The organism is Kitasatospora sp. Ki12 (genome assembly GCF_054601375.1).
The window spans coordinates 415301-436719 of record NZ_BAAIHT010000003.1; the positions used below are offsets into that span (position 1 = coordinate 415301).

Below are 21419 nucleotides of genomic sequence, written 5' to 3' on the forward strand. Positions count from 1 at the left end.
GGCCCACCCGACGGCGGTCAGTCCGACCGGCCGTCCTCCGCCGCCTCCTGGGCCAGCATCACCTTCCGCAGCAGGTCCGACAGTGTGCGGCGCTCGTCCTCGGACAGCACTCCCAGCAGCCGGTGCTCCTCCCGTCCGACCACGTCGAGGGCCTGCTGCCATGCGGCGCGCCCGGCGTCCGTGAGCACGATGTCGACCTTGCGGCGGTCCGCCGTGGAGGGTGTGCGCACGATGAAGCCCCGCCGTTCCAGGGCCTCCAGGCGCCCGGTGACGGACGCCGGGGCGAGGTTGAGGTCGGCGCGCAGGTCGGAGGGGGCGGCGTGGCCGCCGCGGCCGGCGAGCTCGTGGAGGGTGTCGAACTCGTGCTTCTGCAGGCCGTAGTCGGCGACGCCCTGTTCGCGGACCCGACGGAAGTGCCGGGTGAGTTTGGACATCCGGGTGACGGCGGCCTCGATGTCCGGGTCGAGGTCGGGCAGCACCGGTTGCCAGCGCTCGACGTGGCCGTCCGTCCAGTCGCGGGGCGGGGTGCGGTGCTGGTGGGGGTGGTCGGCCATGGCAGGAGTCTACAAACCCGGGGAGACGGTACCCTCACGAAGCAACGGCGCCGAAATATTCGTTGCCAAAATTTCGGCACCGAAATACAGTGCGTCGCGTGATCAACCACCCCTTGCGCCTGCCCGGCTTCCGCCTGCTCTTCCTCGGCCGGACGATCTCCACCCTCGGTGACGCCGTCGTCCCCGCCGCCCTCGCCATCGCCGTCACCCGGGCCACCGGCTCCTCCGCCGCCCTCGCCCTGGTACTGGGCTGCGCGATGGTGCCCAGGCTGCTCCTGCTGCCGTTCGGCGGAGTGGCCGGGGACCGCTTCGACCCGCGCCTGGTCGCGCTCACCACCGACCTGGTCCGGGCCGTCGCCCAGCTGTTCGTCGGCCTGGAACTGCTCGGCGACCGTCCGAGCCTGTCGCACATCGCGCTCGCCTCGGCCGTCGGCGGCGTCGCCTCCGCCTTCGCCATGCCCACCGCCTCGCCGCTGGTCGCGGCCACCGTCCGGGGCGAGCTGCGGCTTCGGGCCAACGCGCTGCTCGGCACCGCGACCGGCGCCGCCCGTCTCGGCGGCCCGGCGCTCGCCGGGGTGCTGGTCTACACGGCCGGGCCCGGCTGGGCCTTCCTGCTGGACGGCGCCTCCTTCGTGCTGAGCGCCGCACTGCTCGCCCGGCTCCCCCGGCCCACCACCGACCGCACCGATCACACCGCCCGCACCGACCACACCCCCGACGGCGGACGCTCGCTGCGCCGGGACCTCGCCGACGGCTGGCGCGAGGTGCGCTCCCGGGACTGGTACTGGACCAGCCTGATCGCCCACGGCGTGTGGAACGGCACCTCCGCCGTCCTGCTCACCCTCGGCCCGCTGATCGCCGCCACCCGGCTCGGCGGCGACGGCGCCTGGGTGGCGCTCACCCAGGCCGGGGCGGTGGGCCTGCTGGTCGGCTCGCTGATCGCCGGGAAGGTCCGCCCCCGCCGCCCGGTGCTGGCCGGGAACCTCGCGCTCGCGCTGTACGGGCTGCCGCTGCTCGCGCTCGCCGTCCCGGCCCCGGTGGCCGTCGCGGTGGCGGCGCAGGCGGTGGCGATGGCCGGGCTCGGCTTCCTCAACCCGGTGTGGGAGACGGTGGTCCAGCAGGACTTCCCGGCCGGGTCGCTGGCCCGGGTCACCTCGTACGACTGGCTGCTCTCGCTGGGCGCCGCCCCGCTCGGGTACGTGCTGGCGCCGCTCGCCGCCGACGCCTGGGGCAGCCGGGTGCCGCTGCTGACGGCGGCGGTGCTGGTCACGCTGGTCTGCGCGGGCACGGCGGCGGTGCCCGGGGTACGGCGGCACGGCGTACGGCAGGCCACCGCACGCGGGCCGCTGTCCGGGCCCGGGCCCGAGCCGGTGGCCGAGCGGCCACCGGTCCGGGCTCGGGCTCAGGTCAAGCCCTGATCACCGCGGCTCAGTTCCAGATGCCGGTGATGTCGCTCGCGGTGGCCGCGTTGCCCGCGTGGCCGCTGGCGCCCGACAGGTCCTCCAGGGTGCGCAGCACGTTGTAGTGGTTGTAGGTGGTGGCGGAGCTGCTGCCCGGGGTGACGTGGGCGCCGTAGACCACGGTCGGGATCCGGTTGCCGGACAGCTTGTTGTCCTCGTCGAAGGTGACGACCAGGATGCTGTTGTGGGTCTGGGCCCAGGTCGCGTAGGCGCCGAGGTTGTTCTTGATCCAGGTGTCGCCGGTGCCGACCGAGCAGTCGTGCATGTCGCTGCAGAGGTTCGGCACGACGAAGGAGACGTTCGGCAGGGTGGTGAAGTCGGTCGGGAACTGCGCGAAGGTCTTGGCCGAGCTGAGCGGGACGTTGCCGAAGCCGAACCACGGGTTGTGCTTCTGGGCGTAGTTGCCGCTGCTGCACACGGTGCTGCCCTGGCTGGGCAGGGACTCGTTGTAGCTGGCCCAGGTCTTGCCGGCGGCGATGACCTCGGAGGCCAGGTTGGCGCTCTGGAAACCGCCGACGGTCACACAGCTGTCGTCGACGCGGCCCTGGGTGGAGCCGGAGAACAGCGCGTAGTAGTTCGGCTCGCTCGGGTGGGTGATGCCGAAGGACTGGGTGAGGTTGGCGCCGCCCGCCTTGAGGGTGTTGTTGATGTACGGGGCGCTGCTGCTGCCGATGACCTGGGTGTAGGCGTGGTTCTCCATCACCACGACGACGATGTGGTCGGGCGTGGGCAGCGCGGCCGCCTGCGCGGTCGTGGCGGTCGCGGCCCACAGGCCGGCGGAGGCGGCGACCAGGGCGACGGCGGAGCCGATCGCGGTGGCGGTGCGGCGGGAGCGGGGCTTCAGGGCCTTCGCGGACGAAGTCATGACAATTCCTTGGGTGAGGAGCGGCCCGATGAGGGAGAGCTGCTGAGGGGATCCGGCGGAGCAGGGGGCGGGGCACGAGGCGGGGCAGGGGGCCGGTGCGGAGAGGGCACCGGACGCGCCGGGAGCGCCCGAACAGCATGGGGCGCGGCCCCTGACGCGGGTAGACGACAGCAGGTGAAACCTTGGCCCCGGAGCGGGAAACGAACGGTGCGGCCCGTCGGCCGGCGCACACAACGGACCATGCGGGCGAACCGGTTCACATTGCCTTTCGGCCGCCCGGCCGGTGATAGTGATCGTCGAACGGCGCGGCCCGACGCCGCGTCAGCTGACGAGAGAACCGAGGAACATGGCGAAGACCAGCCTTCTGCGTCCCCTGGCCGTGGCCGCCGCCGGTGCCGTCCTGATGGCGACCGGTGCCGCGCACGCCGCGGCCGCCGACCGCGGCGCCGCCGACGCGCCGGCCTCCGACCTCACCGGTGTGCGCGCCGCCCTCCAGGCCACCACCAAGGCCGGCGCCCCGGGCGCCTTCGCGGTGATCCGCGACCACGGCGACAAGGAGGAGAGCCGCTCGGTGGCGGTCGGCCTGGCCGACCTGGACGGGACCCCGATGAACTCCTCGTGGAGGTTCCGGGTCGGCAGCAACAGCAAGATGTTCACCGCCGTTCTCGTGATGCAGCTGGCACAGGAAGGCCGCATCGACCTCGACAAGCCGCTGCGCGACTACCTGCCCGCGGGCACCCTGCCCGAGGGCTGGGCCATGACGGGCCGCCAGGTCATGGAGCACCGCGCCGGGATCTTCGACCACACCAACGACCTGCTGGAGCAGGCCGGCGAGGAGACCACCAGCGCGTTCGAGGCGCGGATCCGCAGCACGGTGTACGACCCGAGCGCGCTGGCGGCGATGTCCGTCAAGCACGGCGTGCAGTACACCCCCGGCAGCCGCTACTCGTACTCCAACACCGACTTCGTGCTGCTGGGCCTCGCGGTCGAGCACCTCACCGGCCAGCCGTACGCCGAGGTGCTGAACGAGCGGATCCTCCAGCCGCTCGGCCTGCGCAAGACCACCTTCGTGGTGCCCGACCAGGAGATCCAGGGCGCCCACGTCACCGGGTACCTGACCAACGACGACCGCAGCAAGCCGCTGCTGGACTCCACCCGGCAGAACGGCTCCTGGGTGTGGTCCGCCGGTGCCGTCATCTCCGACGCCGAGGACCTCGACCGCTTCCTCACCGCGCTGATGGCCGGCGGCGAGGGCGGCCTGGTCACCGACGACTCGCTGCGGCAGATGACCGCCGCCCTGCCGACGCCCACCGCCAAGGTCTCGTACGGCCTGGGGCTGCGCCGCATCTCCCTCACCTGCGGGGACGTGTACGGCCACGGCGGCATCGTGCAGGGCTTCCAGACCCAGTCCTTCGCGACGCCGGACGGGCGGCGCAGCGTGGTGGTCTTCGCCAACGCCTCCAACAACGGCGCGGTGACGCAGGGCCTGATGAACACGCTGGAGCCGGCCTTCTGCGGCACGAAGCCCGCGGTCGCGCCGAAGACGCGCTTCGCGCCGAGCAACGTCGCCCCGAACGGCGACGCCCCGCGTGCCGTCCCGGCGAACCAGGTGCCGGTGGTGGAGGACACCCGGATCTGATCCGGCGGCACTGACGACCGAACGCCCGCTCCCCGGCCGGGGGGCGGGCGTTCGCGTCGGCGGCAGGACCGCCTCCGGCCTCGACTCAGGGCCGCGGCAGCCCCGCCCGGGGGCCGTCCGCGCTCAGGTCGGTCAGCGCCTCGGTGAGCAGTTCGCGGGCCTCCTCGGCGCGGCCCTGTTCGATCAGCGCGGTGCCGAGCTCGGTCAGGGTCTTGGTCATGCTGTCCGGCCGGCCGACCGCCTCGTAGTGCACCAGGGCCTGCCGGTAGGCCTTCTCGGCGGCCGGCCAGCGCTTCAACGCCGCCCGGTCCAGGCCCAGTTCGTGCGCGGTCATGGCCGCCAGCAGGTTCATCAGCGGTGCGGACCAGCGCTCCACCAGCTCCAGCGCGCCGGCCAGCGCCCGCCGCCGGGTGTCCACGGCCTCCTCGGCCCGGCCGGACTCGCGCAGGCAGTTGGCGGCGCCGCGCAGGGTGACCAGCCGGCCGATCAGCGCGGCGCGGCTGTCGAGCTCGGCGAAGGCGTCCGCGGCCCGGTGGAAGGCGTCGGTCGCCTCGCGGTGCCGCCGCAGGTAACGGAGCCCGGAGGCGAGGTAGGTGAGCGCCCAGCCCTGCTGCTCCCGGTCCCCCAGCTCCTGCGCCAACTCCAGCCCCTGGGAGGCCAGTTCGATGCCGCGCTGGTAGCGGTGCAGACAGGTGACGTAGGTCCAGGCCAGGTAGTTGACGTGCACCGCCTCGGCCCGCCGGTCGCCCAGCGCGCGGGCGGCGTCCACCGAGAGCTGGAACACCTCCGCCCAGATCCCCCAGCTCAGCAGCCGGTCGGAGAACCAGTGCATGGCCTCGGCGGTGTCGATCACCTCCCGGTACCGGCCGGCCCGCTGGGCGTGGTGCAGGGCGGCCAGCCACTCCGGGTGCTCGTACTCCAGCCAGTGCGCCGCCTCGGTGAGGTGGGCGGGCGCGGAACCGGTCGGCCCGGTGTCGTCCTTGGCGTGGTCCGGGTCGAACCGCAGCCCGTAGGCGGCGGCCCGGTCGAGGATCCAGCGCCCGGCCCGGGTGCGGGCCTCGGCCAGCTCCTGGGCCGACTCGTCGACCGCCAGCCGCTCGCCCGCGTAGAGCCGCACCAGGTCGTGCAGCCGGTAGCGGTCCGGGGTGGCGGGCTGCACCAGTCCGGCGTCCACCAGCTGCTCCAGCACCAGTTCGGTCCGGGCCGCCGAGCGGCCCGCGTAGGCGGCGGCGACCACCGCGGTGAAGTCCGGCCCGGCGGTCAACGCGCAGCGGCGGAGCACCAGTTGGGACTCGGCGGGCAGCCGCCGGTAGGACAGTTCGAAGGCCGGGCGGACCGCCAGGTCGCCGGTCTCCAGCAGGTCCAGGCGGTTCTCCTCGGCGGCCAGCTGGCGCACCAGGTGGGCGACCGGCTGCTGCGGCCGGGCCACCAGCCGCTGTCCGGCGATCCGCAGCGCGAGCGGCAGGTAGCCGCAGAGCGCGGCCAGTTCGGCGGTGGCGTCGGGCGCGGCCTCGATCCGCTCCCGCCCGGCGATCCTGGCCAGCAGTCCGGCCGCCTCGGCCGGGGCGAGCACGTCCAGGCTCAGCCGGTGCACCGACTCCAGGCCGGGCAGGGCGTTGCGGCTGGTCACGATGGTCACGGCCGGTCCGGAGCCCGGCAGCAGCGGACGCACCTGGCTCTCGTCCGCGGCGTCGTCCAGCACCAGGACCAGCCGCCGCTCGCGCACCAGCGCCCGGTAGAGGCCGGCCCGCTCCTCCGTCCCGGCGGGCACCGCGGCGTCCGCGACACCCAGGGCGCGCAGCACCTGGCCGAGCGCGTCCCGGGCGGACAGCGGCTGGCCGGACATGGCGCCGAGGCCGAGCGAGAGCTGACCGTCCGGGAAGCGCTCGGCCAGCGCGTGGGCCGCGTGCAGCGCGAAGGCCGTCTTGCCGAGGCCGGGCTGACCGCTGACCAGCACCACCCGCGGGTGGGCGGGCCGGTCCTCCGCGGCCAGGCCGGCCAGCACCGCCAGGGCGCCCTCACGGGCGGTGAAGTCGGCGATGTCGCGGGGCAGGGCGAGCGCGCTCTGGCCCGCGGCGACCGGGGGCACTCCGGGGGCCGGATCCCGGGGCGCGGACTGGGCCACGACCTGCGCCGGACCGGGCCGGACGCCGCGCGGGCGCCCGCACTGCGCCGCCCGGTCCAGCACCTCCGCCTGCTCCCCGTCCAGCCCCAGGGCGACGGCGAGCGCCCGTACGGTGCGCCGCTGCGGCCCGCGGGTGCGGCCGCGCTCCATGTCCCCGAGGGCGCGCAGGCTCACCCCGGCGGCCGCGGCGAGCTCCTCCTGGGTCAGCCCGGCCGCCACCCGGTACCCGGCCAGCAGGCGGCTGAACTCGCCCGTGTCCGCGCCTGCCCCACCGGCCTCAGCCGCCATGCCCGCCCCCACTCACTCGGTCCTGCCACTTCCGCACTTCTGCCTGACGCGCTTCCGCCTGTGGCGCTTCTGCCTGTCGCGCTTCTGCCTGGACGCGTGTCCGGCAGGCGGCACCAGGCAGAAGTATGCCCCGGTGGCGGAACTCCCCGTCATCGGTCCTTCGTCGACGTCCCATCCCTGCTCGGACGGGCCGGCCGGGTCTCGGCGGTCCGACGGCGAAGGCGGTTCCACTTCCCGGAACTGCCGATACTTCCGCCTGCGGTTCCGCTCTCTGGTCAACGGCTCGACGGCGGGGCGCGGTTCACCCGGGTTTCCGGCACGGCCGGGGGTTCCGTCGTACGACCCCGGTTCCGGCGTACGGTCCGGACCACGGGCGGGCGGGAAGCCGGTCGGGCGGTCGGTCAGCCGGACGTCAGCCGCCGTCGGCCGCCAGCGCCTCGGCCCGGCGCCGGGCCTCCGCGCCCTCGACCCCGCGGCCCAGCTCGCACAGCAGGTCCGCGAGCAGGCCGTGCGAGCGCGCCTCCAGCCCGGGGTCGCCGACGGTACGGCCGAGGGCGACGGCGAGCCGGGCCGAGGAGAGCGCCGCGTCGCGGCGGCCCAGGGCGTGCAGGGCGCGGGCGCGGCTGTGGGTGGCGAGAACAGCATCGGCGCCGCCGGCACGGGCGGTGGCGGCCCGGACCGCCTCGTCGGCGTGGGTGAGGGCCGGACCGGGGTCACCGGCCAGGACCAGGGCGTCGGCCAGTCCGGTGAGCGAGTGCACCAGCAGGTGGTCGGTGGCCGGGGTGCGGGCGGCGGTCACCAGGTCGGTGAGCATGGGCAGGGCCCGCTCGTACCGGCCGGCCCGCAGCAGCGCTGCGGCCACCCGGTCGCGGCAGTGGTGGCGCAGCGCCGCGTCGCCGACCCGGTCGGCCGCGGCGACGGCGCGGCCCAGGTGCTCGGCGGCGGTGCGGTGGGCGGCGCGGGCGACGTGCAGGACGGCGAGGTCGGTGCCGAGCCGGGCGACGGCCGACTCGTCCCCGTCCGCGTGGGCGGCGCTCAGCCCGGCCTCGACGACGGCCCGCCAGTGGGTCCGGTCGTGGCCGGTGGCCTCGTACAACAGGGCCGTCCGGTGGGCGAGTTGCCAGCAGGCGGCGGTCCGGCCGTACTGCTCGGCACAGACCACGACGGCCCGCAGGGCGCTCTCCTCGCGGCGGAACCAGGCCGCCGCCCGCTCGCTGCCGCCGTCGCCCGCCGCGCAGGCGGCCGTCCAGCCGGCGGTGACGTCCAGGTAGTGGGCGATCAGCCGGTCGAGGGCGACGAACCGTTCGTCGCAGGTGAGTTCGGCGGCCTTCCGGGCGGCGTAGCGGCGTACCAGCTCGCGCCGGGCGTAGCGGCCGGGGGCCGTCTCCTCCAGCAGGTGGACGGCGTCCAGCGCGGTCAGCAGGGTGCGGGTGGCGGCGGGCGGGAGGTCGGCGAGGGCGGCGGCGGTGTCGGTGTCGATCACCGCGCCGGGGTGCAGGCCGAGCAGGGTGAACAGCCGGGCGGCGGCGGGCGGCAGCGTCCGGTACGTCCGGTCCAGGGCGGTGGTGAGGCCGACCGGGCCGCGACCGCTGCCGGTGCTGTTGCCGGCGGCGGTACCGGAGAAGGCACCGGAGAGGACGGCCAACCCGGTCTCCTCGTCGGCGAGTTCGCGGGTGAGGTCGCCCGGGGACCAGTCCGGCCGGGCGGCCAGCCGGGCCGCGGCCAGCCGCAGGGCGAGCGGCAGGAGGTCGCAGGCCTCGGCGAGCGCGGCGACGGCGTCCGGGTCGTCCTCCGTCCGGTCCGGGCCGAGGGTGCGGGCGAGCAGCGCGGCGGCCTCCTCTCCGGTCAGCACGCCCAGCGGGAGCGGGACCCCGCCCGCGCGGACCAGCAGGTGGCGCAGCCGGCTGCGGCTGGTGACGACCGCGACCGGCCCGGCCGCCTCCCCGCCCGCGGGATCCGCCGCCGGCGGGTCGGGCAGCAGCGGGAGGAGCTGCTCGTAGGAGGCCGCGTCGTCCAGCAGGACCGCCATCCGCCGGCCGGCGAGGAGGTCGCGGTAGCGGCGGGAGCGGTCGGCGGTCGAGACGGGCAGGGCGTCCGGGGCGACCCCGAGGGCGATCAGGAACTCGCCCAGGACGTCGGCGGGTTCGCGCGGCCCGTCCGGGTCGAAGCCGCGCAGGTCGGCGCGGAGCAGCCCGTCCGGGAAGTGCCCGGCGCCGCGCTGCGCCGCCCAGTGCCGGACCAGGGCCGTCTTGCCGGCCCCGGCCGGGCCGGTGATAAGGACCGGGCGGCCGGCCCGCGCGGCGGGCAGGGCCGCGTCCAGCCGGTCGAGTTCGGCCTCGCGGCCCACGAACCGGCGGTCGGGGGCGGCCGCCCGGGCCGCGAACCGCTCGCCGGCGCGCCGCAGTTCCGGCCCGGGTGGGCCGGAGAGCCGGGCCACCGCGCGCTCGTACCGCTCCCGCGCCTCCGCGTGCCGCCCCGACTGCTCCAGGCAGCGGACCAGCCGGGCGGTCAGCGTCTGCCGGGACGGGTGGGCGTCGGCCGCCGCCGCCAGTTCGGCGGCCGACTCGCCGCCGCGGCCCGCCCCAGGAGCCCCTCGGCGAGCTCCTCCAGGGCGCGCAGCCGCAGGTCGGTCAACTGCGGGACGGCCCGCTCGCGCAGCAGGGCGGAGCCGCAGTCCGCCAGCGCCGGACCGCGCCACAGGTCCAGCGCGGCGCGCAGCAGCGGCAGCGCCGGGCCGCCCGGGGCCGCCTCCCCCGGGACCGCGGGCCCGGGCAGCAGCACACCGGCCTCCTCGCACAGCCGGGCGAAGCGCTGCACGTCGACCCGCTCGGGCTCGCCCGCCAGCACGTACCCGGCGCCCCGGGTGTCCAGCACCAGGCCCGGCCCGTCCAGCAGTTGGCGCAGCGCGGCGACGTGCCCCTGCAACGCGGCCCGCGCGGTGGGCGGCGCCGCGCCGTCCCAGACCAGCTCGATCAGCTCCTCGGTGGCCACCGTCTGGTTCAGCCGTACGGCGAGCGCGCTCAGCAGCGCCCTCCGTTTGGGGGCCGACGGCGTCACCGCCGCCCCGTCCTCCCGCCGCACCACCACCGGACCGAGCAGATCGATGTGCACGCGCCCCTCTCCTCCCCCACCCGCGGAATCCCGTCCGAGGATAGGCCCGACCTGGCCGTTCACGCTCGCGCGGAACGGTCGAACGCCGCCGGCCCGGCCCGGTGTGCCGACCGGACGGGCCTGGCACCGGCTCGCGACCCGGGCTCCGGGGCCGGCACCGGCAGCCCGGCGGCGGGCCCGTCCCACGGCCACCTCACCCGCCACGACGGCAGCTCGACCCGGGCACCGGGGCCCACGTCCCGCGCTTCCACCATGGCCGCACGGTATCCGCAGGGTCCGACACGAAGGACCGGGCCCCCTCCCGCCGTCCGCCCCGCCGAGGGCCCGAGACCGCCCACGCAACCTCGGGGCGCCCCCGCCACGTCCTCCCAGGGCAGGGGCGACGAGCCGGCGCGGTCAGGACAGGTTCGCGCATTACACTGCTCCACCCCGGGGGCCACCCCGGGTGTGGTGTGCGGCGATGGTGGGGGTACTCGGTGCGGATTCGGCTGCTCGGCCCGGTGGAGTTGCGGGTCGGGGCGGACGGCTTCGCCACGCTGGCTGGGGCGCAGCGGCGGGCGATCCTGGCGCTGCTGGCGCTGGAGCTCGGACGCGTGGTCACCGTGGACCGGCTCTGCGAGGTGCTGTGGGACGAGTGCCCGCCCGCCAGCGCGCGGGCCGCCGTCCAGGGGCACGTCGCCGCGCTGCGCAAGGTGCTCTCCGACACCCCGTTCGAACTGCACACCCGGGCCTCGGGCTACCTGCTGACCGGGCCGTCCGACGAGGTGGACGCGCTGCGCTTCGAAGCCCTGACCGCCCGGGCCGCCGGGCACGCCCGGCGGGACGACCCCGGCGCCGACGCCGAGGCCACCGCACTGCTGGAGGAGGCGCTGCGGCTGTGGCGCGGCGAGGCCCTGGCCGACCTGCCGGACACCCCGCTGCGCACCGCCGCGGTGGACAGCCTGGCCCAGTCCCGCACCGCCGCCCTGCTCTGCTGGGCCACCCTGCGGCTGCGCGGGGGCACCGGAGCGGCCGCCGTCGCCGTCCTGGAGCAGTACGTGCGGACGGACGGGCTGCGCGAGGAGTTGGTGGCGCTGCTGATGCGCTGCCTGCGCCAGGCCGGGCGCCCCGCCGACGCCCTCGCCGCCTACCACCAGGCCCGGCAGCGGCTGGACGAGGAGCTCGGGATCCGGCCCGGGACGGCCCTGCGGGCGGCGCTCGCCGAGGTGCTGGCCGACGACCGCCCGGAGCAGCTGCCCGCTGCTCCGCCCGCGCCCGGGCCCGGGCCCGCCGCCCGGGTCCCCGAACAACTCCCCCGCCGGCCCGTGGACTTCGTCGGACGGCAGGCCGAACTGGACCGGCTCGACCAGGACTGCGGCCCCGACCGGCCCGGCGACGGCCCCGTCCTGGTGGTCGGCCCCGCCGGGGTCGGCAAGAGCACGCTGGTCACCGCCTGGGCGCACCGGGCCGCCGTCCGCTTCCCCGACGGCCGACTCCACGCCGACCTGCACGGCCTCGCCCCGACCGGCCCGGCCCGGCCCGAGGCCGTCCTCGCCGACTTCCTGCACGCGCTCGGCGTGCCCGCCGGCACCATCCCCGCCGACCGCCCCGCACGCGCCGCGCTCTACCGCGAACACACCAGGGGCCGACGGCTGTTGGTCTTCCTGGACGACGCCGCCGACGCCGACCAGGTCGCCGACCTGCTGCCCGAGGGGCCCGGCTGCGCCGCAGTCGTCACCAGCCGGGGCTCGCTCGAGGACCTGGTCGCACTGGACGGGGCCGCCCTGCTGCGCCTGACCGCCCTGCCCGAGGAGGACGCCCTGCTCCTCCTGGAACGCGCCCTCACCCCCGAACGCGTACGCGCCGAACCGGAGGCCGCCGCCCGCCTCGCCCGCCTCTGCGACCGGCTGCCGCTCGCCCTGCGGATCGCCGCCGCCCGCCTCGCCGCCCAGCCCGACTGGACGCTCGCCGAGCTGGCCGACGAACTCTCCGACGAGCACACCCGGCTGGCCGTCCTGGACGCCGACGGCACCCTCGGACTCACCCCGCACCTTCATCTGACGTACCGTCAACTCTCCGCATCCGCAGCCGAACTGCTCACCTCCCTGGCCGTCCACCCCGGCGGCGAGGTGGACACCCTGGCGAGCGCCGCCCTGCTGCGCACCGACAGCGCCACCGCCCACCGGGCACTCGGCGAACTCGCCGCCCACCACCTGCTCACCGGCACCGCCCCCGGCCGCTACGGCCGCACCGAACTGGTCCGCCTCTACAGCGCCGGGCTGCTCGCCGAACAACCCGAAGCACGGCGGCGGCTGCTCCACGAACGCCTCGCCGACTACTACCTCGCGGCCCTGCAGCACTGCGGCTTCTACCTCGACCCCGGCCAGGAGGGCTCCGACCCCCCGGCCCACCCCCCGCAGGCCCTCCCGCCCGCCGTCGACATCCGCACCGCCCTCGACTGGTTCCGCGCCGAGGAACCCACCGTCCGCGCACTCGTCGACGCCACCGCCCTCACCGACCCCGAACGCGCCTGGCGGCTCGCCCTCACCAGCGGCTCGCTCTACTACGGCGCCAGCCGCTTCACCGACTGGCTCGCCCGCGCCCGGGCCGGCCAGGAGGCCGCCGAACGGTGCGGCGACCCGGCCGCGGTCGCGCTGCTGCACAACTGCCGGGCCCAGGCCCTCGTCGCGCTCGAACGGCGGCACGAGTCGGCCGATGCGGCACGAAAGGCGGTCGCCGCCACCGACACCGAGGACGGGCCCCGGGCCGCGTCCGCGCGCGTCCGCGCGCTCGCCACCCTCGCCCTGGTCACCGCGATGCTCGGCGACTCCATCGAGGCCGAACGGCTGGCCGCCGCCGCCACCTCCCTCGCCCTGACCTCCGACAACCGGCAGCGGCTCGTCGACGCCAAGGTCCACCAGGGCTGGGTCAGCCTGGCGGCCGGCGACCGGGACGGCGCCCAGCGCCACTCCCGCGAAGCCCGCGAACTGCTGCCGCCCGCACCCGTCACCCAGGTCCACCTCTGGTCACTGCTGACCGAGGCGCAGGCCCTCCCGCCGACCGTCCGCGACGACACCGCCGACCTCGCCTGGCACCGCCTCCTCGCCGCGTGCGAGGAGGCGGGCCTGCTCTACCTGCACGCGCTCACCGAACAGTCCTACGCCGCCCACCTGCTGGCCCGCGGCCGGGAACCGGAGGTCGGCGCCCGGCTGCGCACCGCGCTCGACCGCTTCCGAAGCCACGACCGGCAGGCCGGCTACCGGAGCGAGTTCACCGCCGGCCTGGAGGAGTCGCTCAACCTCCGCTCGGACGACTGGGGGGCGGGGCACTGAGCGGGGCGGGGCGGGCGGTCAGCCGAGCCCACGAGTGAACCGGGCCCGGAGCCGCTATCCGGCCACCTGGGCGGCGCCGCTCTCCGCGGCCGCCCCCCGCTTGACCGGCGCGTACCCGTGCTCCGCCGCCAGCACCGGGCGCAGCGCCCGGATCGCGTAGAAGTTGCGGGACTTGACCGTCCCCGGCGGCACCCCCAGCCGGGCCGAGGCCTCCAGCACCGACCGGTCCTTCAGGTGGAGCTCCACCAGCACCTCCCGGTGGTGCTTCTGCACCCGCCGCAGCGCCAGCGATATGTCCCGGGCGACCACCACCGTCTCGTACGGGTCCTCGGCCAGCGGCCGGTCCTCCAGCGGCTCCCCGATCACCTCCTTGGCGCGCGCGGACGCCATCCGGTAGTGGTCGATCGCGATCCGCCGGGCCACCGTGAACAGCCACGGCCGGCTCTGCTCGGGCCCGGCGCTCAGCGCCTCCGGGTGCTGCCAGGCGCGCAGCAGGGTCTCCTGCAGGATGTCCTCGGCCTTGCCCCGGTCCCCGCCGGTGGCCCGCAGCAGCGCGCGCAGCAGGTAGCCGCCGTGCAGCCGGTGGATCTCGGCGAGTGTGTCCGGGTCGAGGGTCGGACGGGCGGGACGGGCCGGGGCGGTGGCGGCCCCCACCGCGTCCGACGGGCCCTCGGGCTCGGCGACGGGCGTGGACTGGGCGACGGACGGCTTCGACACGCGCTACCTCTCAGGTCGGGCAGGGGCACGGCACGGGCAGGGCGCCGCTGACCACCGGCCGGACCTCCCCGGCGGCGGCTACGACAGCACACTGCCGGAGCCCGCCAAGTCCTCACCAACGATCCGCCAACGCCCCCGCTCACGGCACCCGGACCGCTCCCGGATGCCGCGTGAGCGCCTGCCCGGACGGCCCTGACGGCCCCGCCCGGGTGCCCCCACCGCCCGCGCTCAGCCGCTGTTGAGCGCCGCGACCAACTCCTGCACCCCGTCCTCACCCCGGTGCTCGATCAGCAACGCGACCCACGTCGCCAACCGCCCCCGCTCCGCCGCCGACCACCCCGACACCGACGGATGCTCGTCCACCACCAGCGCCGCCGCCACCCCCAGCAGCCCCGACGGCGCCGAACCCGGCCGCCACCGCCCGTCCGGCACCGCCCGCAGCGCCAGCCGCCGGGCGACCGCGATCACCTCGTCCGCCGCCGCCTCCGGCACCCCCAGCCCGGCCGGACCCGCCACGATCGGCGCGCCCGCCCGCACCAGGGCCGCGACGAAGTCGCGCGCCTCCGGCCCGTCCGCATCCATCCGGTGCCCCTCCCCCGTCCCGATCCCGGGACTCACGCTCGTTCGACCTCGATGGCACCCGACGGGCGCCGGGTGCCACCGGACGACGGTACCGAGCGGTAGCCGGTCGAGCAGGGGAATTGGCGCGGCCCGGCCGTACCGGCGGCCGCGCGGCCCGGCCTCCCGGTACGACGAGGGGCGCCCGGTGCGCCCTGCCCAGCTCAACGGGCCCACCACCACCGGCGGTTCAGGTGAACCGGAACGACTCCTTCGACCGTAGTCCCGGCTGTACGGGACGACCGGAGGCGCCGGTCCGACCCGGCACGGACCGGGAGGTCAGGCGATGGCGTTCACCGACGGCACCCCCGGCACGGGCACCGGCACGAACACCGGCACCCCGGCCGCCCCCGACTACTCCCCCGCCGCCTGGCCCGAACCCGTCGAACTACGGCCCCGCCCCGCCCTCGACCCACTCGGCACCGTCCTGATCCCCGCCCCCGAACGGCAGCTGTTCACCCGCGGCCCCGGCCTCCCCGAGGCACACCCCGCACCGGCCGCCCCCGCCCCGGTGGCCTGGCCACCGCCCGTCCACCGCACGCCCACCGTCCCCCGCACCACCATCTTGCACGCCCGGCGGCTGCCTCTCCCCGGCGGCGGGACACGGCACCGGCACCTCCTCGACCGCATCCGGGTACCGCTGCGCGCCTGCCACCGGATCGCCGTCCTCGGCAGCCCCGCCGAAGGCCTCACCACCGTCCTCGGCGCCCTCCTCGCCGAACACCGCGCCGACCAGGTCCTCGTCCTCCTCCCCGGCAGCCCGCCCCCGGCGGCGGGGCACGGCACCGGCGGCCGGCTCGTCGTGCACGCCGTACCACCGGACCCCGCCTCCTTCCCCGGCACCCTCACCGAACTCAGCGGCCACTACCCCGTCATCCTCACCGACACCACCGCCTCACCCGTGGACCTGCGACCGCCCGCCGTCGGACTCGCCGACCAGCTCGTCCTCTGCGAACCCGCCACCCCCACCGGCGCCCGCAACGCCGACGCCCTCCTCGCCCACCTCACCGCCCTCGGCCACCACGGCCTGGTCCACGGCGCGGCCACCGTCTTCACCCCCGCCCCGCCCACCGACCACCCCCTCGCCGCCCGCGACCTCCTCCCCCACTTCCGCGCCCGCTGCCGCGGCGCCGTCCTCCTCCCGCCCCACACCCGGCCGACCCCGCCACCCTCCGCCCCCGAACCCGCACCGGCTACCTCGAACTCGCCGCCCTCATCGGCGACGCCATCGCCGACCGCCACCCCTGACCCCGCCCACGGTCGCCTGAGGCGCCGGCGGACGGCGGACGGCGGACGGCGGACGGCGGACGGCGGACGGCGGACGGCAACGAATCACCACACCTCACCGTCCCTCAGCCCGACCCCGAGCCGGGCAGAGGAGGGCCACAGGACGGACACCCCCTCAGCCCGCACCACAAGCCCCGACAGACACCAGCCGCGACAGGCCACCAGCCCTCCTCCACCCGCCACGGATGCCGGCCCCGCAGCAGCCCCCTCCTCATCCGTCATCCGCCCGGACCGGGCCCCATGCGGACACCCCAGCCCTCCTCCCGTGCCGGCCCCGCCGCTGCCGCCGGGCCCGGCGGCAGCGGCGGCGACCAGAGCCGCAGCGGCGAGGAAACAAGGGTGATGCCGGCGGCTTGGGAAGAGGCGGCACTGGCCGGGCGCGCCAGAGGGCAGGGCGAAGGCGCCGCTATGGGGACAGGTCAGTGGGGGCCGGGTCGGTAGAGCAGGTGGCGGCGACGACCAGGACCGCAGCGGCAAGGGCGGCGGGAGCAATGGCGCCAGCGGAACGGGGCCGGCACCCGCCAAGCGGGCGCCCCCTCAACCGTCCTCCCCCTGCCTCGGGCGGCGGCCGCCGTGGCGAGGAAGGCAAGGGCGACGGTGGCGGCTTGGGTCGGGGCGGTGCTGCCGGGGGCATGGCAAGGGTGGTGTGGTGACGGCCGGGTCGGTAGGGCAGGTGAGGGCGGCGAGGGCGGCCGGAACGGGCCGTCCGCCCGCCGGGCGGACCGGACCCTCAGTGCTCCTCCGCGCGGCCCGGGCGCCAGTTGCGGCGGCGGGCGCGGGGGGTGATGGCGGCTGCGGCGGCGATGAGGGCGGCTGTGGCGAGGGAGGTGAGGGCGATGGTGGCGGCTTGGGTGGGGGCGGTGCTGGTGGGGCGGGCCGGGGGCATGGCGAGGGTGGCCGGGGTGGGGGGCGGGGTGGTGGGGGCCGGGTCGGTGAGGCGGGTGACGGCGGCGATGGGGTCGACGGTGCCGTAGCCGTACTGCGGGTCGGGGCTGTGGTAGGCGGTGGATTCGAGGCGGCGGGTCAGTTCGTCGACGGTGAGGGTGGGGCGGTAGCCGAGGGCGAGGGCGGCGGTGGCGGCGACGAAGGCGGTGGCGAAGCTGGGGCCGACGCCGGTGTAGTAGCCGCCGGGGGTGGGGCCGGGGCCGGTGACGGCGTCACCGGGGGCGGTGAGGTCGACGCGGCCGCCGACCTGGACGGCCGAGGCCCCGTCGGCGAGGGCGCCGCCGGGGGCGAGGTCGCGGACGGCGAGGACCTCGGGGTAGGCCGCCGGGTAGGCGGGTCCGGGTTTGGCGCCGGACTGTGCGGTGTCGGCGGGTGGGGTGTCGGGTGCGGCCGGGGCGACGATCAGCGCGCCCTTGGCCCGGGCGGCCTTGACCGCGCCGGCCAGGGCGTCGTTGCCGGTGGGCAGGGCGATGCCGACGGTGATGATCCGGGCGCCGCGGTCGGCGGCGGCCGTGATCCCCTGGGCGAGCAGGTCGGGTGTGCCGACGCCGGCCTCGTTGGTGACCGAGACGGCGAGGATCCTGGCGCGCGGCGCGAGCCCGGCGAAGCCGGTGCCTTCGCGCTGGTCGGCGGCGATCAGGCCGGCCAGGAAGGTGCCGTGGCCGACGCAGTCCTGGGCCGGGTCGGCGCCGCCGGGCAGCGGGGCGTGGTCGAGGCGGCCGGTGAGCAGGCCGCCGCCGTCCTTGACGCCGGAGCCGAGGACGGCGACGGTGACGCCTTCGCCGCGGGTGAGCGGCCACACCCGTTCGGGGCGCAGGAAGGTCTGCGGCCAGGGGACGAGCTGGGTGCCCTTGGCGGACGGCGGCAGGCAGCCGGCGGGTCTGCCGCCGGGGTCGCGCCGCTGCTGGGTGACGCCGGGCAGGGCGTCGGGGGTGTCGGCGGCGGCCGCGGTGCCCGCGGTCGGCAGCAGCAGCGCGGCGGCGAGCGCCACAGCGGCGGCCCGGGCGGTGGCCGCGTTCCGGGCGGTGGCGGCGGTGTCCCTCACCCGAAGCTGCCGATCCGCTCGACCGGGATGTCCTGCGGCAGCAGGAGGCTGAGTTCGTCGAGGTCCGCGATGTCGAGCCGGGACAGCCGTCCGGCCTGGCGGGTGATCATCGCTTCCAGGACCTGCCGGGCGAACCGCCCGTTGCCGAAGGAGCGGTCGCGCGGGACGGCGGCGAACAGGGTGCCGAGCGCGGCCAGGGTCTCTGGGGTGCAGCTGTACCCGGCGGTCTCGGCCTGCAGCCGGACGATGGTGACGAGTTCGTCGTCCGCGTAGTGGTCGAAGGTGATCTCCCGGGAGAACCGGGAGGCCAGGCCGGGGTTGGAGGCGAGGAAGCCGCGCATCTCCTCCTGGTAGCCGGCCACGATGACGACGACCTCGTCGCGGTGGTCCTCCATCAGTTTCATCAGGGTGTCGACGGCTTCCTGGCCGAAGTCGCCGCCGGCGCCGTTGCGGGGTGTCAGGGTGTAGGCCTCGTCGATGAAGAGCACGCCGCCGCGGGCGCGTTCGAAGGCGTCCCGGGTGAGCTGGGCGGTGTGGCCGATGTAGCGGCCGACGAGGTCGGCGCGGGCGGTCTCGATGAGCTGGCCGGCGGGCAGCACGTCGAGTTCGGCGAGGAGTTCGCCGTAGAGCCGGGCGACGGTGGTCTTGCCGGTGCCGGGCGGGCCGGAGAAGACCAGGTGGTGGCTGATGGTGGCGGCGGGCAGGCCGGCTTCGACGCGGCGGCGGGTCTGCCGGGTGAGGTTGACGAGGTCCTCGACCTGTTCCTTGGCGGCGGCGAGGCCGACCATGGCGCGCAGCCGGTCGAGCAGGCCGGGTTCGTCGGACTTGCCGTTGCCGGCGACGGCCGCGGCGGCCTGTTCGCCGACGTCGGCGGGCAGCAGCTGGGTGAGGGCGTCGTTGTCGAAGTGTTCGAGTACGGCGAGCCGGGAGGCCTGCCGGTCGACCATCTCCTCGAAGACCTTGCGGGCGGCCCGGCCGTTGCCGAAGTCGGCGCCCTTGGGCATCCGTTCGAAGTGGACGGCGAGCGCCTCGCGGGTGCCTTCGGCGAGTTCGTAGCCGTGGCCGCCGGCGTTGTGCTCGACGATGGTGGTGAGTTCGTCGACGCTGTAGTTCTGGAATTCGACGGTGCGGCTGAAGCGGGAGGCCAGGCCCGGGTTGGAGGCGAGGAACTCGCGGATCTCGGCCTCGTACCCGGCGACGATCACCACCAGGTCCTCGCGGTGGTCCTCCATCAGTTTGACCAGGGTGTCGATGGCCTCGCGGCCGAAGTCGGGGCCGGTGCCGCCGGATCCGGCGGACAGGGTGTACGCCTCGTCGATGAACAGCACGCCGCCGAGGGCCTCCTTGACGACCTCGGTGGTCTTCAGGGCGGTCCCGCCGATGATGGAGGCGACGAGGTCGGCGCGGGCGACCTCGACCAGGTGGCCGCTGCGCAGCACGCCGAGTTCGGCGAGGATGGCGCCGTAGAGCCGGGCGACGGTGGTCTTGCCGGTGCCGGGCGGGCCGGCGAAGACCAGGTGCCGGCTCATCGGGAGGGCGGGCAGGCCGGCCTGTTCGCGGCGCCGGGCCAGCTTGTTGAGGTTGACGAGGGTGGCGACCTGCTCCTTGACGCCGTCCAGCCCGACCAGGGTCTGCAGGACGGCCTGCGGGCCCTGCGGTCCGGGGTCGGCGGGTGCGGGCGTGGCCGTCCCGTCGGCGGGCTCGGTCCCGCCGTCAGCGGTGGCGGCGGTGCCGGGCGCGGCGGCGGCGACGGCCGCGGACCCGTGGGCGTCGGGCGACCGGTTGTCCCGGCTGTCGAGGTTCTCGATCGCGAGCCGGTCGCTCGGCTCGGTCTGCCGCAGCCCGGCGCCCTGGTTCTCGGCGGTCAGGCAGTCGGTGAGCCGGACGGGCTCCGCGGTTTCGGAGCGCAGCCCGTCCACGGTGTTGTCGGTGAGCTGGCAGGAGGTGAGCGTGGCGCGGGCGCCGCCCGTCAGATGGAGTCCGTGGCGGCGGTTGGTCCGCAGCCGGGAGCGGGTGGCGGTGAGTTCGCCGCCGCGTTCGACGCTGGCGCCGTCGAAGGCGTTCTCGGTGGATTCGACGTCGCGCAGGGTGGCGACGCCCTCGGGGCCGACCGAGACGCCGCAGGACTTGCTGCCGCGCACCTGGCTGCCGCCGAGGTAGGTGTTGGCGCCGTCGCTGATCCGCACGCCGTGCTGCCCGGAGTCGAGCACGGTGGCGTCCTCGATCCGGCCGCGCCCGTCGCGCAGCACCTCGATGCCGTGGCCGCCGGCGGCGGTGACGGTGGTGCGGCGCAGCAGCGGGTTGGCGCCCTCGCGCACCACGATGCCGGTGCCGGCCGCGTCGCGGACCTCCAGCCGGTCGAACTCGGCGGCGCTCTCCCCGGTGAGTTCGACGCCGTCGGTCTCGGCGTCGCGCACCACGGCCCGGACCAGGCCGGGGCCGGCGGACTCGCCGACGTGGATGCCGACCTGGGCGGGGGCGGTGACCTCGCAGTCCTCGAAGGTGCCGCGGGAGCGGCCGGTGATGTGCAGGCCCTGGCCCTGGGGTCGGACGGCGCGGCAGCGGCGCAGCAGCGGGTCGGTGCCGTTGGTGAGCACGTAGCCGTGGCCGCGGACGGCGGTGACGGTGCAGTCCTCCAGGACGACCCGGGCGGTGGAGCCGATGAACACGCCGAGGGCGCTGTCGCGGATCTCGGTGCGCAGCAGGCGCGTGGTGCTCTGCTCCTCCAGGGCCACGGCGGGCTTGTCGGTGGCGGAGATCTCGCAGTCCTCGATCACGCCGCGCGCCTCGCCGTTGGCGCAGACGCCGTTGCCGCGGGCGTCGCGCAGCACGCAGCGCCGTACGGTCGGGTTGGCCCGCTCGCCGATCACCAGGGCGGAGGTGCCCAGGTGCTCGATGACGCTGTCCTCGATGACGCTGGTGCCGGTGGAGGTCTCGACCAGTCCGGCGCCGGCCGGGTTGACCACCCGGCAGCCGCGCATGGCGAGTTCGCCCTGCTGGCGGGTGAGCACGGCGGTCCACGCGTTGCCGGCCACCTCGCAGTCCTGGAGGGCGAGTTGGCCGCGCGGGACGTCGACGGCGGGCAGTTCGTCGTCCTGCCCCTGGAGCACCAGTCCGGTCAACTGGACGGCTTCGGTGAGCACCTGGACGACCGAGCCGCGTCTGGGACTGATCCGCACACTGCCCCGGACGTCCTCGGCGGTGATGCTCACCACCTTGGTGAGAACCAGGTTCTCGTCGTAGCGGCCGGGGCGTACGGAGATCACCGCGCCGCTGCGGGCGGCCTGGAGGGCTTCGCCGATCGTGCGGTAGGAGCCGGGCTCCCGCTGCTCCGCGCAGACCGTCAGCACCGGGCGCGACATGCCTGGGGTTCCCTTCGTCGTGGGGCGTGGTGGTTCTCCGCCGTCCGGCCGGGGTGGTTCCCGGCCGGTGTGCGGGCATGCGGGTCGTACCG

13 protein-coding genes and 1 pseudogene are annotated in these 21419 nt (G+C 76.2%); 4 read left to right on the top strand and 10 right to left on the bottom strand.

The genetic code is table 11. The annotated features are described in order from the left end of the window. Positions 1-17: 17 nt before the first annotated feature. Positions 18-554 carry a MarR family winged helix-turn-helix transcriptional regulator gene (locus ACYP53_RS32670; RefSeq protein WP_189919713.1) on the bottom strand — a complete coding sequence of 179 codons (537 nt, stop codon included), beginning with the start codon at positions 552-554 and terminating at the stop codon, positions 18-20. A 101-nt stretch (positions 555-655) separates the two neighbouring features. Here ACYP53_RS32670 and ACYP53_RS32675 point away from each other — a divergent pair, with 101 nt between their 5' ends. Continuing rightward, positions 656-1972 (top strand): MFS transporter, encoded by a 1317-nt coding sequence (locus ACYP53_RS32675; protein WP_459650940.1) that lies wholly within the window; start codon positions 656-658, stop codon positions 1970-1972. Positions 1973-1982: 10 nt separating this feature from the next. On the opposite strand, the gene ACYP53_RS32680 is transcribed toward ACYP53_RS32675, so the two are convergent. Then, positions 1983-2879: an alkaline phosphatase family protein gene (locus tag ACYP53_RS32680; RefSeq protein WP_459650095.1), complete on the bottom strand. Its 897-nt coding sequence runs from the start codon at positions 2877-2879 to the stop codon at positions 1983-1985. Positions 2880-3225: 346 nt separating this feature from the next. On the opposite strand from ACYP53_RS32680, the gene ACYP53_RS32685 reads away from it, so the two are divergent. After that, on the top strand, positions 3226-4518 hold the full coding sequence (locus tag ACYP53_RS32685) for a serine hydrolase domain-containing protein (protein WP_459650096.1): 1293 nt from the start codon (positions 3226-3228) through the stop codon (positions 4516-4518). A gap of 85 nt (positions 4519-4603) precedes the next feature. Here the strand turns inward: ACYP53_RS32685 and ACYP53_RS32690 are convergent, their stop codons facing one another. The 4 genes and pseudogenes from ACYP53_RS32690 to ACYP53_RS32705 form a co-directional block, all read right to left on the bottom strand. Continuing rightward, the gene (locus ACYP53_RS32690) at positions 4604-6931 is read right to left on the bottom strand and encodes an ATP-binding protein (protein WP_189919707.1); all 2328 of its coding nucleotides are present in this window, start codon (positions 6929-6931) and stop codon (positions 4604-4606) included. A gap of 412 nt (positions 6932-7343) precedes the next feature. Continuing rightward, the gene (locus ACYP53_RS32695) at positions 7344-9368 is read right to left on the bottom strand and encodes an AAA family ATPase (RefSeq protein ID WP_459650941.1); all 2025 of its coding nucleotides are present in this window, start codon (positions 9366-9368) and stop codon (positions 7344-7346) included. A gap of 12 nt (positions 9369-9380) precedes the next feature. Beyond that, a pseudogene (locus ACYP53_RS32700) lies at positions 9381-9482 on the bottom strand (hypothetical protein); the annotation flags it as partial. Next, a complete protein-coding gene (locus ACYP53_RS32705; protein WP_459650097.1) occupies positions 9440-10042 on the bottom strand; it encodes an AfsR/SARP family transcriptional regulator in 603 nt (200 codons plus the stop codon). The gene ACYP53_RS32705 and the pseudogene ACYP53_RS32700, both read right to left, overlap by 43 nt. Before the next feature lie 476 nt (positions 10043-10518). Here ACYP53_RS32705 and ACYP53_RS32710 point away from each other — a divergent pair, with 476 nt between their 5' ends. Then, positions 10519-13353 carry an AfsR/SARP family transcriptional regulator gene (locus tag ACYP53_RS32710; protein WP_459650098.1) on the top strand — a complete coding sequence of 945 codons (2835 nt, stop codon included), beginning with the start codon at positions 10519-10521 and terminating at the stop codon, positions 13351-13353. A gap of 54 nt (positions 13354-13407) precedes the next feature. On the opposite strand, the gene ACYP53_RS32715 is transcribed toward ACYP53_RS32710, so the two are convergent. Then, positions 13408-14070, bottom strand: coding sequence for a sigma-70 family RNA polymerase sigma factor (locus ACYP53_RS32715; protein ID WP_189919701.1), 663 nt, complete (start codon positions 14068-14070; stop codon positions 13408-13410). A gap of 228 nt (positions 14071-14298) precedes the next feature. Continuing rightward, entirely contained in the window at positions 14299-14652 is a 354-nt protein-coding gene (locus ACYP53_RS32720; protein WP_459650099.1) for a hypothetical protein, read from the bottom strand. Between the two features lie 322 nt (positions 14653-14974). On the opposite strand from ACYP53_RS32720, the gene ACYP53_RS32725 reads away from it, so the two are divergent. Next, on the top strand, positions 14975-16318 hold the full coding sequence (locus ACYP53_RS32725) for a hypothetical protein (protein ID WP_459650100.1): 1344 nt from the start codon (positions 14975-14977) through the stop codon (positions 16316-16318). A 387-nt stretch (positions 16319-16705) separates the two neighbouring features. Here ACYP53_RS32725 and ACYP53_RS32730 read toward each other — a convergent pair whose 3' ends face one another. Next, positions 16706-17965 (bottom strand): S8 family serine peptidase, encoded by a 1260-nt coding sequence (locus tag ACYP53_RS32730; RefSeq protein ID WP_459650101.1) that lies wholly within the window; start codon positions 17963-17965, stop codon positions 16706-16708. Then, positions 17962-21327, bottom strand: coding sequence for a right-handed parallel beta-helix repeat-containing protein (locus ACYP53_RS32735; protein WP_189919692.1), 3366 nt, complete (start codon positions 21325-21327; stop codon positions 17962-17964). The genes ACYP53_RS32730 and ACYP53_RS32735 overlap by 4 nt, the downstream gene beginning before the upstream one ends. Positions 21328-21419 lie beyond the last annotated feature (92 nt).